Origin of the sequence: Caballeronia sp. LZ003 (assembly GCF_031451465.1) — a bacterium.
Lineage (GTDB): Bacteria > Pseudomonadota > Gammaproteobacteria > Burkholderiales > Burkholderiaceae > Caballeronia.
This window is the reverse complement of the sequence record NZ_JARUXJ010000001.1, coordinates 3,077,588-3,091,819: the sequence shown is the minus strand read 5'-3', so window position 1 is coordinate 3,091,819 and position 14,232 is coordinate 3,077,588. Positions and strand designations below refer to the sequence as shown.

The following is a 14,232-nucleotide window of genomic DNA, read 5'->3' as shown; positions in this document are numbered from 1 at the left end:
TTGCGGCCCCGTCGCGATGTTCGTCTCCGACGACTGGTATTTTGCAACGTTTTGCCAAGCTGCTGTGAATCGTGTAAGAACGCATCTCGGACAGATGATTAACGGCGTTTTCTGCGGATGCTTCAGTGCTATGAGCGACGACTTTTCTCTCGCTGGCGAATGGCTGGCGGTCTGTAATGGCGATGACGTGCCGGCGGGTTCGACGCGAGCGTTCATCGTCGCGGATGAGCGCATCGTCGTCTGGCGCGATGCCGAAGGCGTGGCGCATGTCTGGCGTGACTACTGTCCGCATCGCGGCGCGCAACTATCGCTGGGCACGGTGACGAACGATCAGCTCGCGTGTCCGTATCACGGCTGGCGCTACGACACGCTTGGTCAGTGCGTGCTGATTCCGTCGAATCCGTCGCTTCGGCCTTCGAAACGCGCGTGCGCCACCGCGTTCGTCGCCGGGGAGAAATACGGCGTCGTGTGGATGTGCTTCGGCGAGCCCGCGCATGCGCTCGATTTCTTTCCCGAAGCCGCCATTCCGGGCGGACGGCGCATCAACCTTGCGCCGCAGACGGTGAAGTCGTCCGCGCCGCGTGTCGTCGAAAACTTCCTGGACATGGCGCACTTTTCGTTCGTGCACGTGGGCATTCTCGGCGAGGATGCGCATACCGAAGTGCCGGACTATGAAGTCGTGGAAAGCGCCGACGGACTCGAAGCGCGCCAGTGCCGTTTCTGGCAGCCGGCGGGATTGCCGGGGCAGGGCGGCGCGATGATGGATTACGTTTATCGCGTGAAGCGGCCGCTGGTTGCGAAGCTCACGAAGATGGCGTCGGGGGCAATGGGCGCACTGCATATCATGCTGGTGGCGTCGCCCGTGACGCAGACCGAGACCCGCGCGTGGCTCGTTTCCATTCACGAAGACGAGACTTCGCACAGCGACGAGGAGCTGTACGACTTCAACATGGAGATTCTGCTGCAGGACACGCCGATCGTGGAGTCGCAATGGCCGAAGCTGCTGCCGCTCGCGCTCGATGCGGAGTTGCATCAGAAGTGCGACCGGATGTCGGTGGCGTATCGGAGATGGTTGGCGGGAATGGGGTTTGGGTGGGGGACGACGAGCGCGTGGAAGAAGCGGGAACGTGCGTATTGCGCCACGCTCCCGCCATGAACCTTAGAGCAGCGCGACGCCTGCTTCGGTGACCACCTTCCAGTCAAATTCGTCGTGCCCGCAGATCTGCTCCATGGCGCCGCAGAATTCACTCGCCGTTGCGTGCAGATAACGCAGATCGTCGCCCCATTCGGGCAGAGCGCCTTGCTGTGTAGTCAGCACGACGACCATATGATCCTTGTGCGGGCTGTTCGCATGTAGCTTCAGGCTGTGCTGAACCTTTTGCGCGTCGCCCTGCGCGTCAAGGATCAACACGGCTGGAATCCGTTCCGGCGCGGTGACGGAGGTCTTGCCCGGATTGAGACCCAGGCAGCGCAGAAAAACCTCGTGATAGCGCGACAGTTGGGACTGCACCGAACCGCTCTTGTACACGATAGCCTGCGCGGTGCGGGCCAATCCGCGTCGTTGTGCGGGATTGTCGATGAGACGCGCGATTGCATCGATCCAGCTCTCGGTCGATTCCGCCTCTACGCACAACCCCGAGCAGCGGTTTGTCACCAGTTCGTTGTAGGCGGAATGATCGCTGCCGACCGTCGCCACGCCCGCCGCCGAGTATTCCAGCCACTCCATGCGTGGTGCGCCATCTATAGTTGCCGATGCCGCCAGCGGCATGAGCGCGAGATCGAGTTCGAGCTGCTGTAACGCCACGGCATGCGCGGCGTACGTCGCGGACGTGCCCGTCATGGTGACGTCTTCGTGGCCCATCCAGTCATCGGGCGGCAGCGCGCCGACGAAGACGAACTGCACAACGCCTGCAAAGCGCGCGCGAATCTCATTCAGCGCCGGTTCGATCAAGGCAAAATTGCACGGCTTCATGGCCGAACCCATTAGGCCAATACGTACCTTGCCACCATGCGTACGTACCGGACTGTAGAAGCGGTCGAAGTCGACGCTCGTCGGCAGCACATGAATATTGGCGTTGTACGCCCGCAGCGCATGCGCGAGTGCGGGCGTCGACACGACGAGTGCACTGGCGCGGCGCATGACGTACTCGGTCTTCTGCGCGGTCTGCCGGCTTAGGAAGTGCAAGGGATGATCGGCGGGAAGATCATGCATCAGTTCGTCCGTCTCGTAGACGACCGGCTTGCCCGTCGAGAACAATTGATCTAGCTGTTGCTGCGGAATCGAGATCGGAAAACGTCGCTGCATCAGAAGCATGTTGAAGGGACCGAGCACGCCTGCGTTGTCCTGAACCGGCCAGCTGAGTTCCCACTGATCGGCCAGCAATTCGAACGGTTTGGCGACGCGCACGGTGGTCGCGCGATGCGCAACGGGCTCCATCGTCAGCACGGCGATACGCGGCCTGGGCGGCTGCATTGCCGACGCGTGCGAAGATGGTGCCACGGACGCGGCGTCTCGACGCAGGTTCGCTTTGCGTGCCGCATGCTGAGTCTTCTCCAGGAACACGGGAAGCTGGGCTCGGAACACACGGCTCATGGCAAGCACGGTTGGATAAACCGTGTCCACGGTGGCAACGGCCCGTGCGAAGCCGTTCTTTTCGGTGGCCATCGCAGAGCCATTTGCGCCGAACGCGAACTGATCGGGCACTTCCTTCAGGCCGCCGTCGGGCAGGAAGATGACCGGGCAGCCGCACATCATCGCTTCAGGGCAGACGGACGAAAGCTCGTACGAGTACAACACGCGCCCGCCCTGAAGCTTCTTGGCCAGTTCGGGCAGCGTTACTGGATTCGCCATCGAAAGCAATTCGGTTCCGGCTGGAAGTAGCGAAAAGTCGATCTTGTCCAGCGGATAACGATATTGGAAGACAAAGGTCTTGTCCTTTTTGCGCGTCGGGTCGGGTCTGAACAACTCCGTATCGAGCACCGGGAGAAACAGAAAATCGACGTCGCTTTTCTTCGCGTCGCCGAGAAAATTCTCCGAGTAGTAAAAGAACAGGTCGTCTTTGCCCTCGTTGAGCGGCTTGCCGTTGATGAAGCCGATGCGGTTGAGGATGTAGCGCACGCACACTTCGGCATTGAGCGGATTGCCGGACACGACTTCCGGGTAGATCGCAATGGGCGTGCGACCCTGCGCCCGGTGCAAGGTCTGCACTTCCGGCGTGAGAAGCGGGGTGTCGAATGCTGGGTTCACCACTGGCGTGCCGGCAATATACGCCTCATAACCGTCGCGATTTAGCACGTCGCAAAGCGTGTGCATGACGACGATACCCGCCGAGGTTTCCCGATAAGCCGGGGCCATGATGTAGTACGGATGACCCTTGCGCGAAGGGGGAATGCTGGCCATGTTCATGTGGCGGAACCCTGCGTTTCTTTGTGCTTACACTTGCCCGATTCGGCGGCTTGATGGCGCCGTGGCCGACTTGAATGCCCCGGTTTGCCGAGCATGAAGTTTCGTTTGAAAGCTGCTGGTTCATTCACGCGAACAGGTGGATGTTTGGGCATTACTTCGGCGCTTTAACGGCCGGTCTCGCGCAACATAATTTGCAAACTCGTCTGACCGCGTCGGCATTCGAGACGCCGGCCAACTGGACAGGCGCGCATCCGACACAAGACCACGAGACCACGAATTTACGAGCGCCATCATGAATGCCAGCCTGCCCCACGAAGCCATCCTCGCCCTGCAGCAGCATGAACGCATCTACGTCACCCAGCCGCATCTGCCGCCTCTGGAGCAGTTTCTGCCGTATCTGGAGCAGATCTGGGAAAGCAAGGTGCTGACAAACGGTGGCCCGTTCCATCAGCAACTCGAACAGGCGCTTTGCAAGTACCTCGATGTGCCGCATCTCTCGCTCTTCAGCAACGGCACGCTCGCGCTCGTTACCGCGCTGCAGGCGCTGCGCATCACCGGTGAAGTGATCACGACGCCTTATTCGTTCGTCGCGACTGCGCACTCGTTGCTGTGGAACGGCATCAAGCCTGTTTTCGTGGATGTCGATCCGGTCACGCTGAATCTCGATCCCGCGAAAATCGAAGCGGCCATCACGAAGGAAACCACGGCCATCCTGCCCGTACATTGCTATGGCCATCCGTGCGATGTCGAAGCGATCCAGCGCATCGCCGACATGTACAACCTTAAAGTCATCTACGATGCCGCGCACGCGTTCGGCGTACGCACTGAAGCGGGCAGCATTCTGCGTGCGGGCGACCTGTCCGTGCTCAGCTTCCATGCGACCAAGGTCTTTAACACCTTCGAAGGCGGCGCGGTCATCAGCCCTGATGCGAAGACCAAGCTGCGCATCGACCGGCTGAAGAACTTCGGTTTCGTCGACGAAACCACGGTCGTGGCGCCTGGCATCAACGGCAAGATGAGCGAGGTCAATTCGGCGTTCGGCATGCTGCAGCTCCAGCATATCGACGATGCGCTCGCACGGCGGCGCGCGGTCGCATCACGGTACGCCGAGCGGCTCGAACGCGTGCGCGGCATCCGTTTGTTGCCCGTGTGCGTCGATCAGGAATCGAACAACTCGTACTTTCCGATTCTCGTGGAGAACGAATATCCGCTTTCCCGCGATGAATTGTTTGAAGCGTTCCGCGCGCAGGACATCATGGTGCGCCGCTATTTCTTCCCGCTGATTTCCGATTTTCCGATGTACCGTGGTCTGTCATCGGCGCCGCGCGCCAACCTGCCTGTCGCGGCCGATGCCGCCAGCAAGGTCATGTGCCTGCCGATCTTCCCGACGCTCACGGACGAACAGCAGGCGCGTATCGTCGCGCTTATCGAGGCGAACGCGGGGTAAGTGTCGCGCTTGTTCGAATATGAAGCCTTCCCTAAAAAGCAAACGCGGACCGTTCTTGAGCGGCCCGCGTTTTTTTTCGCATAGCGCTTGCGCGAGTCAGAATGATCACGAGATGCCGCGCCTCCATTCACTGGATAGCGCGACAGCCTACTCAGTCGTTGGCAGCGTCCATGAACGCGCGGATACGTTGCGCGATCTTTTCGGCGACGAGCCCGTGCTTTTCGAGCAGCCAGCGATAATCGCCCGCCTTGTCGAAGCTGTCCGGCAAACCGATGATGAGTTGCGGCGGGGCACGACGCAATGCCGCCTTGTATTCCGCAACCGCGCTACCCAAGCCGCCGATGATGGAATGCTCCTCCACGGTCACGATCAGCCCGGAGCGTGCGCAGGCCGTGTCCACGGCGCCCGTATCGAGTGGTTTGATCGTATGCATGTTGATGACGCCCGCCGCGATGCCCTGTTCTTCGAGCAGCTTCGCCGCTAAAAGCGACTCATGCACCATCGATCCATTCGCGATGATCGTCACGTCGGCGCCCTCGCGCAGCGTGATCGCGCGGCCGATTCTGAACTCGTAGTCTTTCGTGTACACGGGCGGATTGTTCACCGCGCCCGTCAGGCGGATATACATTGGCCCCGTGAATTGCGCGGCGGCTTCCACCGTCTTGACGATCTCCGCGCAATCGGCGGGACACACGACCGTCATGTTGGGAATCGCGCGCATCACGGCGGCGTCCTCGATGCCGTAGTGCGAGTTGCCGAGCAGGCCCATGGAAACGCCGCTGCCTATTGCCACTGCCTTCACGTTCATCTCCATGTAGCCGAGATTCATGCGGATCTGTTCGGCGGCGCGCATCGAGATGAACGGTGCGAACGACGTCGCAAAAACGTTATAGCCCTCCTTGGCGAGTCCGGCCGCCATTCCGACGAGGTTCTGCTCCGCAATGCCGACGTTTAGAAAGCGGTCCGGATAACTCTTTTTAAAGCGATCGAGCCCGGAAGAAGTACCTAGATCCGCCGACATCACCATTACATCGGGATAACGCTCGCCGAGCGCGAGAACGGCCTGACCGAACATCCCGCGCGACCCGAGGCGCGACCACTGGCGCGCGTTACTTGCGTTGATTTCCAGCATGATGCTCCCTTAAACCGCCACGCCAAAGTCCGGCGTGCAAATGGTCTGCGATTGCGGTGCTTCCCGCGCTTCCAGGTCGGCAAGCGCCAGTTCATAGCTCGCTCGCGTGAGGCGATTGTGATGCCACTCGTTGTTATGCTCCATGAACGAGATGCCCTTGCCCTTCACTGTGTTTGCGACCAGCACGCGCGGCTTGGCTCGCACGCGCGGTGCCTCGAACGCGGCGACGAGCTGGGCGATGTCGTGGCCGTCGACTTCGATGACGTCCCAGCCAAAGCTGCGCCAGCGTGCGGCGAGATCGCCGAAGTCGATGATCTGACGCGCGTCGCCGTCGCTTTGCAGCCGGTTATAGTCGACGACCGCGGTGAGGTTGTCGAGACCGAGCTGCGCCGCCGACATCGACGCTTCCCATACCGAGCCTTCGTTGCATTCGCCGTCGCCGAGCAGCACGAAAGTGCCGAACGACTTGCCGCGCTTCTTCGCGGCGAGCGCGATGCCGACCGACATCGACAAGCCTTGCCCGAGACTGCCGTTCGACGATTCGATACCGAGTTTCAGGTTCATCACCGGGTGCGCTATGAGGTCGCTGCCGTTGGTCTGGAACGTCGCGAAGGTGGCCTCGTCGATCAAGCCCGCCGCGAGCAACGCGGGAAAGTAGCCGAGCACGCCATGTCCCTTGCTAAGTATGAAGCGGTCACGCTCCGGCCAGCGCGGATCGCGAGCGTCGTAACACAGCACGCGTGCATAGAGCGTCGCCATGATCTCGACCATCGACAGGCCACCGCCCAGATGCGTACTGAGATTGCATTGGTGGCTAATGTCGAGCATCTTGCGGCGCATCAGGCGCGCCATGTTTTCGATTTCGGGGTAGTGGTTCATGTGATTTCCTGTTCAGACGATGCCGCCGTCCACCCGCAGAATCTGGCCGCTCACGAACGCGGATAACTCCGATGCGAGGAACAACGCGACATTGGCGACGTCCTGCGACTCGCCCGCTCGCTTGAGCGCTGACGATTCGACGATCCGCTCGCGCGCGGCCGGCGTCATCTGTTCAAACATGTCGGTACGGGTCGGGCCGGGCGCGATGGCATTGACGCGAATGCCCGACGCGCCAAGTTCTGTGGCCATGCTTTCGGTCGCGCGCGCGAACGCCGCCTTGCTCGTACCGTACGCGAGCGTCCCGGCATCGGCAATGAGCGCAGCCGTCGATGTCAGGTTGATGATCGAGCCTGACTTATGCCGTGCCATCAAACGCGAAAGGCCTTGGGTCAGCAGTACCTGACCAAAGAAGTTCACATCGAAAACGCGTCGCAACTCGGCCATGGTCGTCATCTGCATCAGCCCGCCGCTCGCGGTGCCGGCGTTGTTCACGAGCACGTCGACGCGCGGCGTGAGCGCCATGATCGCCTTGACGGCCGCTTTCACCGAGGCTTCGTCGGCAAGTTCGAGGGGCACGCTTTGCACCTCTACGTGGCCATCGTCGGCAAGCGACGCAAGCCAAGCGGCATGCGCAGGCGTCTGCGGGTCGCGCACGCACGCGATGACGCGCGCCCCTTGCGCGGCAAACGTGCGCACGATCGCGTCGCCGATGCCACGGTTCGCGCCCGTCACCACCGCAACTTTGTCCTTTAACAGCATGCCTTGTCCTAATGTTTCCAATGGTTCAGATGTCGCGCCAGATGGGTCCGCGCTCATAGACCGGTTCGAGAAGCGTCCAGTCGTCGTCGCCTAGCGGATTTCCCTCGGGAAACGGCGGCGCCGCGCCCGCGCCGATGCAGGCGAGCACCGTGCGATCCGTGTAGTAGGCGCGCAGCGCGTGCGTGACGAACGCCGAGAACGCGCGCACGTCGGCGAGCTTGCAGGCGTTTATCGCGGTTAGGCGCTGCGTCGCGTCGAGCGCTTCGAACGGCGCGCCGACACGTTCACGCGCGACTCGGACGAGCACGGCGAGAAAGGCGTCGGACTGCGCCGTTGCACGATGACGCAGCAAATAGCCTTCAAAATCCACTCGCGAGGCAGGCGGCAGGCCGAGGGCTGCATCGCCGGGCAGCATTGTGTCGAGTACGAGATCGATCATGACGTGATAAGGGATGCGGGTTGTGGCTCGCACGGCTTTGCGGGCGCGCGTGCATGCAACGGCGTTCCGGCAACAGCATCGAGATTCCGCGCAAGCCAGTCGGTCGCCATGAGCGTGATCGCCTGCGCGGTCGCGACCGGATTCACGCCGCCAGATGTGACGAACACGCTGCTGTCGACGACGAACAGATTCCTCACCGCGTGCGCCTGACCATTCCGGTTGACTACCGAGGTCGCCGGGTCGTCGCCCATTCGCGCGGTGCCCATCAAGTGCCAGCCAGTGTGGCGCACCGGTGCAAACGATGAAATTACCTTCGCGCCGGCCGCGGCAAATACCTGCTTGCTCATATCGATGGCATGAGTAAGCATGCGCTTCGTGTTCTCGCCAAGCCGGTAATGAACTTGCACGCCCGGCATGCCGCTCGAATCAAGATGGTCATAGTCGAGTTCGATTCGGTTCTCGACGTCGGGCAGATCTTCGGCGATCGCGGCGATGCCCACGGTGTGGTTGTAAAGCTTCGCAAAGCGCGCGTGATGGCCAGGGCCCAGAGGCAGCTGCCGCATGTAGTGGCCGGACACGGCGGTTTCGGCGGGAGGTGCGCCGCGCAGCACCTGCATGGTATAGCCCCGCGCAAAGTCGCGCTCGCGAGACGTTTCGTAGAATTGCTGGCTCAGAATGCACGCGCCGTGCGGACCGAAACTGGACTGCAAGTCTTGCTCAAATACGCCTTCGGTGTAAGCGAGCGGATGCAACATGAGGTTGCGTCCGACCAGGCCGTTGTCGTTCAAGAGTCCGTCTGGAAACGCGCTCGACTTCGAGTTTAGCAACAAGCGCGGCGTGCCGATTCCGCTTGCCGCGAGTACAACCACGCGCGCATCGATGCGCTGCTCGCGGTTCTGTTCGTCGACATATTCCACACCGTTCGCGAGTCCGCGCGCATCGAGCGTAATTTCGCGCACGCGGCAATGCATCCGCACCTCAACGCCCTGCGCGAGCGCGGCGGGCCAGTATGTGACATCGACACTTGCTTTCGCGCCTTGCGCGCAGCCGGCGTTGCACGGGCCCAGGTTGATACACGCGGCGCGGTTGCCATGCCGATGCGTGTTGATCGCCGCATACGAAGGCCACCAGTGCCAGCCGAGGTGGTTGAATGCCGCACCCATCGCGCGACCGGCGCCGCCGAGGGGAACGGGCGGCAACAGCGTCTCGTAGTCGGGGTTGGCCGGGTCCCCGACAAGTCCCGCCACGCCCATCATGCGTTCGTTTTCGGTGAAGAACGGCTGCAGCGTGGCGTAGTCGAACGGCCAGTCATCGCCGACGCCGTCGAGGCTGCGCGTGCGGAAATCGGACGGATGAAAGCGCGGGAAATGTGCCGAGTACAGGATTGTGCTGCCGCCGAAGCCGTTGTAGTTGGCAATCGCGATCGGCGACGCGGAATCGTCGATCGGATAGTCGGCCACGTTGTTGCGGATGGCCGGATTCGAGCTATACGAGCCCGCGCGCGCGAGTTCCCAATCCGTGCGAGTCGACGGATAGTCGGCAGGCCGCGTGGCACCACCCTGTTCGAGACAGACGATGCGCAGCCCGCGCTCGCGCGACAGCCGCCACGCTGCGGCTGCACCGCTCGCACCCGAGCCAATGATCACGATGTCCGCGATATCGTTCATTGTCAGGCCGGCTTCTTCGGAGTGAACTGCTCGAGGATCTCGGGAATCGCGATCAACATGTCTGCCTCGCAAGCGATGTCTCCGTCCACGCGAGCAATTCCGCGTCCTTTGCAGATTCCGCGCCGCCACGACAGCACTTCTGTTTCAATCTCGAACTTCTTGCCCGGCAGAACTTCCTTCCGATAGCGCACCGTGTGTTGCAGCGCGTGCGTCACCTTGCCCTTGAGGCCCGGCAGCGTCGTGATCGCGACGGTAAGCATCTGCGCGAGCGCTTCGAGTTGCAGCGCGCCGGGCATGTTAGGGCCGGAGGGGAAATGCACGGGGAAGTACCACTCGTTCATCGTCAGATTCTTGTAGCCGCGTGCGGACTTGCCGGGCACGACTTCATCGACGTGATCGATCATCAGGTAGGGATAACGGTTTGGTTGATACGCCTGCAACTCCATGCAGTTCAGGCTAAAGCCGTGCGGTAGGTGGTCGTAAGCGGTGTCCATCTGTTCCTCGAAATTAATGCGGGCTTAGCGCACGTCGATCACGCGCGACAGGCTGGCCACAAGGTCGTAGCCGTCCCATACGATGTTCATGTCTAGCGCACGGCCGACCGGGACGACGCGATCCACGCCGCGCAGGCGTTGAGCCGTGACGAATTCGCGCAGTCGCGCCGGCTCCAGGCCGAAATAGGTGAGCGTCTGATAGCGCTCGTTGATAATCGGCGCGAGCTTGTCAAGGGCATCGAGCGTCACCTCGTGGATCGTGCCGAAGTAACCGCGGCAGGTATCCTGATCGGCGGCGAGTTCAGTGAGCGCGACGCGATATAGCACGTTGCCGTGGCACTCCACGGCCGCGACGCGTGGGTTGCCGAGCGCGTGGCGGCACGCGTCGACGAACTTGTCCATGACCTGCACCGGGCGCGGTGAGTAGCGCGTGCGCGCATGCTCGGCGAGTGCGGGCCAAAGACGCGACTGTGCCGCGGCGGCTTCGTTGGTCGCGCCGATCCAAGCGATCAACTGCGGCGACGAGCACGCTGCCTGGTCCATCAGATACAGGTCGTTGTAGAGTCGCGCGCACAGGTCGAGCAGGCCCCCGTGATCGAGTTCGAGAACAGCGCGCGGTTCGACCGCGCAAAGCGAGTAGCGATCCGAAAACGCGACTTCGCGGGCGCGCGGACGGCCCGGCAGCGTGCGCATATGCGCGACCGTCGCGTCGCCGCCCCAGACGATACGGGCATCCGCCTGCGCCATCCAGAAGCCGTTGATCGCGTCGTCGTGGTCGTAGCGCACCAGAAGCATTGCGGAAGCGAGCGGAGCGTGCTTTTCTTGGGCGAGGCATGCCGAAATCGCGTCGATGAGCAGCCGCGCGATCTCCGTCTCTTTCGACGGCAGGCGCAACACGCAGACGTTGCCCGCGAGCAGCCCGAACGCCAGCGAGAAGGCAAAATTCACCGGCACGTTCGACGGGCAGATATGGAACGAGAGCCCGAGGCCCAGACGGACTGCGCCCTCAAAGCTCTGATCGGCGTTGCGTCGCGCCGTGGCAAGTTGCGTGAGATTCGCGCGGCGGCACCAGTAAGCGAAGCTGACGACATCCGGCATCGCGCGGGCGCGCGGATGCGTGAGCAGCGTCCGCGAGAGATCTGCAAGGAAGTCCATGCGGGGTGCATGAAAGACCGGCGTCGGAGCGTTCGACACCGCGTGCGCTTGGCCGACGATCACCGTCATGCGGCTTAGGATATCAGCGGGTATAGGTATCACTGCAACCTCGTGCTTCAGCATGCTGAATGCGCCCGTGTACCGCAAAGTAAGTGCCTTTGCGTCCGCACGGACAGTCGTCGATCCCCACGATCTCGCCTTCGTCCTCGCTCAAAAGCGAATGTCCCGGATAGCTGTGCGGCAGCGTTGACAAGAGCTGGATCAGGCCACGCCCGCCGCGTTGCAAAGGGCGGAAGTCAATTGGATCGCGTACGCGGATATCCGACCATGCAGACGCGTGCAGATGGCCATGCTCGCATTCGACGAAGATCGATCCGGTCTGCTCGACCATGCCGTAGTAGCTGTGGACTCGTGCCAAGTTCGTGATTGCGCCGACGCGCCGACGGAACGTGGCGCCATCCACGGCTTGCGACTGCAACTGCTTCCAGCCGCCGCCGTGCACCAGCACACCGCGCTCGAGCGGAAGGGTCTCGCCCGCGTCTTCCAGCGCGCGTACCAGATGCAGCCAGACGACGAACGTGAAGCCGAAGACGAGGATGTCTTCGTCGGCGTGCTTGTCGAGCCATGCGCGCACGCGCTCGAGATTCAGCGACATGTCATCGTCGAGAGCGAATTCGACGTCGCGGCCGAACATCGAAAAACCTTGAATGCCAGCGGTGCGCGCTGAAAAACGGTAGCGATTCGCGATGGTCGCACGGCAGTCGATCACGAGCATTGGAAGGCGCTTCGGTCCGATCAGATCGCCGACGATGCGCGACAGCACCTTTACCTGAAGCATCGACGTTTTCCGATCGAGAAATATCTGCGATACGTTCTGCCCGCTCGTGCCGGACGATGTCATCGTCTTCACGACTTCCGCGTGCGGCACGCTCACCAGTTGCTCGTGCTTGAAAAGGCGCACGGGCAGAAACGGCAGGTCGTCAAGCGCGTTGGGAGTGGACTCGCCGTGCGCAGTCCGCACGGAAGCGAGCTTGTCGAGCATCGCGCGATACGGCGGGCACGCTTCATAGTGCAGCGCGGTGAGGCGGCGCAATTCGGCGCCGAGCAGGGCATCCTTCTCCGACTGCGGCATGCCGTACACGGGCCACTGCAGGACGTCGCTCACGACAGGCTCGCCAGACATGCGTGATCCACCTTTCCAGCCGGCAGCCGCGGCAGCGCCGCGAGGGGCTTGACGACGATTGCCGACGCATGGACGCCGATACGCTGTGCCAGTTCCGAGCGCAGCGACTGCGCCCACGCGACGGAAGGTGCGGCCTCGGAATCGGAATGCGAGTCTGGCGCGACGGCATGAATGACGAGGTGCTCATCGGTGCCGTTCGCTGCGCATTCGAAGCCGAGTTCGGCGGCGAGTTGTTCGACGGCATCCAGCGAAACGCGAATGCCAAACACCTTCAGGAAGCGATGCAGCCGCCCTTCAATGAAGAACGCGCCGTCCTCATCGAAATGGGCGAGGTCACCCGTGCGGAGCGTGCCTCGGTTGACATCCGGCAGAGCGAAGTCGGCCGCGCACTCGGCGTATCCCATCGACACGTTCGCGCCTGCATAGATGAGTTCGCCTGTTTCGCCTGCAGTTTCTATTACGCTGCCATCTGCGCGTTCGAGCGAGAGGCGGCCGCCTGGAATCGCTTGGCCAATGCTGGCGGGCTTCAATGCCGCGTCGGCCGGCGTGAGATAAGCGATACGTGCCGTGGCTTCGGTTTGACCGTACATCGCAAAGAAACGGATCCCGCGCTTCTCGCAGATCTGCGCGACATCGCGCAACTTCTCCGGACGCATGCGCCCGCCAGCCTGCGTCAGCGTGCGCACCGACGGCATGTCGATGCGCGCGAGGCGAAGGCGCAGCAGCATGTCATAGCTATACGGCACGCCCGCGAGGCTCGTCGCCCCGTATGCGTTGAGGGTGCGCCAGAATGCGGCGTCCATCAGCGAGCGATTCGTCAGCACGACCGATGCGCCCGCGCGCAGATGGCTGTTAAGAACCGACAAGCCGTAAGAGTAGTTAAGTGGCAGCGACGTTATCGCGCGCTCGTCGGGCGTGAGTCCGAGATACTCGACGATAGACGTCGCGTTCGCGACCAGATTCGTGGCGGTGAGCCGTACGAGTTTGGGCGAGCCGGTCGAACCCGAGGTAGCAAGTAGCATCGCGAGGTCGGCATGCAACGCTGGTGTCGAGCCGTCGGTTTTCGCCTTTGTGTCGTACAGGCCGTAATCCTCCATCTCGCGCACGAGCGTCGCGCCTGGGGGAGCCCATGCGGCGTTGCGCGCGATGAGTACCTGTGCCGGACGGTAAGCGTCGTACAGTGCGCCAAGCGTACTTGCATGAATCGAGCGGCTCAAGAGAAGCGGCACGGCGCCGCGTTCGAGTGCGGCGAGATAGCACAGCACGGTCGGCAGATCATTCTCGCCGACGATAAAAACGAGCTGGCGCGCGGGCAGATCCGCTGCCAACTGTCCGATGGAAGCATGCAAGGCCTCGTAAGTGAGCATGCGACCGTCCTCGGCAATCAGGGCAGTGCGTTGCGAATATTGCCGGCTGACCAGGGGCACGTTCATACCTCGATGCCGTACTTCTTCAGCTTTTCGACGCCGATGGTGTACGAGCCGAATTCGATGATGTCCTCGGTTTCCATCATGATGTCGAACGCGTCCTCGAGCGCGGCGATCATGCCCATGTGGCCGACCGAATCCCAATCAGGCACGCACTGATACACGAACTCCGCGTTGAGCGCGTCGTGAGGGACCGCGAAGCAGTCCATAAATACCTTGTCGTAAGTATCCCTGTTAGTCATGT

At 62.0% G+C, this 14,232-nt stretch carries 13 protein-coding genes; 2 read left to right on the top strand and 11 right to left on the bottom strand.

Features of this window, described 5'->3' with window-relative positions; translation table 11 throughout:
- The first annotated feature begins 130 nt into the window (after nt 1-130).
- Nucleotides 131-1,156: an aromatic ring-hydroxylating dioxygenase subunit alpha gene (locus tag QCE79_RS14065; RefSeq protein ID WP_309844923.1), complete on the top strand. Its 1,026-nt coding sequence runs from the start codon at nt 131-133 to the stop codon at nt 1,154-1,156.
- 3 nt (nt 1,157-1,159) lie between these two features.
- On the opposite strand, the gene QCE79_RS14060 is transcribed toward QCE79_RS14065, so the two are convergent.
- Nucleotides 1,160-3,406, bottom strand: coding sequence for a glycosyltransferase (locus QCE79_RS14060; protein WP_309844921.1), 2,247 nt, complete (start codon nt 3,404-3,406; stop codon nt 1,160-1,162).
- A gap of 292 nt (nt 3,407-3,698) precedes the next feature.
- Between QCE79_RS14060 and QCE79_RS14055 the strand changes: the two genes are divergently transcribed.
- Nucleotides 3,699-4,853, top strand: a complete 1,155-nt coding sequence (locus QCE79_RS14055; protein ID WP_309844919.1) for a DegT/DnrJ/EryC1/StrS family aminotransferase — start codon at nt 3,699-3,701, stop codon at nt 4,851-4,853.
- Between the two features lie 151 nt (nt 4,854-5,004).
- On the opposite strand, the gene QCE79_RS14050 is transcribed toward QCE79_RS14055, so the two are convergent.
- Genes QCE79_RS14050 through QCE79_RS14005 form a run of 10 tightly spaced genes read right to left on the bottom strand, consistent with a single transcriptional unit; the run spans nt 5,005 to nt 14,230 of the window.
- Nucleotides 5,005-5,985, bottom strand: coding sequence for a transketolase C-terminal domain-containing protein (locus tag QCE79_RS14050; RefSeq protein WP_309844917.1), 981 nt, complete (start codon nt 5,983-5,985; stop codon nt 5,005-5,007).
- 9 nt (nt 5,986-5,994) lie between these two features.
- A complete protein-coding gene (locus QCE79_RS14045) occupies nt 5,995-6,864 on the bottom strand; it encodes a transketolase (RefSeq protein ID WP_309844914.1) in 870 nt (289 codons plus the stop codon).
- Between the two features lie 12 nt (nt 6,865-6,876).
- A complete protein-coding gene (locus tag QCE79_RS14040; protein ID WP_309844911.1) occupies nt 6,877-7,623 on the bottom strand; it encodes an SDR family oxidoreductase in 747 nt (248 codons plus the stop codon).
- A 25-nt stretch (nt 7,624-7,648) separates the two neighbouring features.
- On the bottom strand, nt 7,649-8,062 hold the full coding sequence (locus QCE79_RS14035) for a hypothetical protein (RefSeq protein WP_309844909.1): 414 nt from the start codon (nt 8,060-8,062) through the stop codon (nt 7,649-7,651).
- Complete coding sequence (locus QCE79_RS14030; RefSeq protein WP_309844906.1) at nt 8,059-9,729, bottom strand: GMC family oxidoreductase; 1,671 nt, start codon at nt 9,727-9,729, stop codon at nt 8,059-8,061. Before QCE79_RS14030 ends, QCE79_RS14035 begins: the two co-directional genes overlap by 4 nt.
- A 2-nt stretch (nt 9,730-9,731) precedes the next feature.
- On the bottom strand, nt 9,732-10,223 hold the full coding sequence (fabZ, locus tag QCE79_RS14025) for a 3-hydroxyacyl-ACP dehydratase FabZ (protein WP_250509661.1): 492 nt from the start codon (nt 10,221-10,223) through the stop codon (nt 9,732-9,734).
- A gap of 24 nt (nt 10,224-10,247) precedes the next feature.
- Nucleotides 10,248-11,480, bottom strand: a complete 1,233-nt coding sequence (locus tag QCE79_RS14020) for an acyl-CoA reductase (RefSeq protein ID WP_309844902.1) — start codon at nt 11,478-11,480, stop codon at nt 10,248-10,250.
- A complete protein-coding gene (locus tag QCE79_RS14015) occupies nt 11,461-12,561 on the bottom strand; it encodes an acyl-protein synthetase (RefSeq protein ID WP_250509659.1) in 1,101 nt (366 codons plus the stop codon). Before QCE79_RS14015 ends, QCE79_RS14020 begins: the two co-directional genes overlap by 20 nt.
- Complete coding sequence (locus QCE79_RS14010; RefSeq protein ID WP_309844899.1) at nt 12,540-13,994, bottom strand: AMP-binding protein; 1,455 nt, start codon at nt 13,992-13,994, stop codon at nt 12,540-12,542. Before QCE79_RS14010 ends, QCE79_RS14015 begins: the two co-directional genes overlap by 22 nt.
- Nucleotides 13,991-14,230 (bottom strand): acyl carrier protein, encoded by a 240-nt coding sequence (locus QCE79_RS14005; RefSeq protein ID WP_309844897.1) that lies wholly within the window; start codon nt 14,228-14,230, stop codon nt 13,991-13,993. The genes QCE79_RS14010 and QCE79_RS14005 overlap by 4 nt, the downstream gene beginning before the upstream one ends.
- Nucleotides 14,231-14,232: the final 2 nt, after the last annotated feature.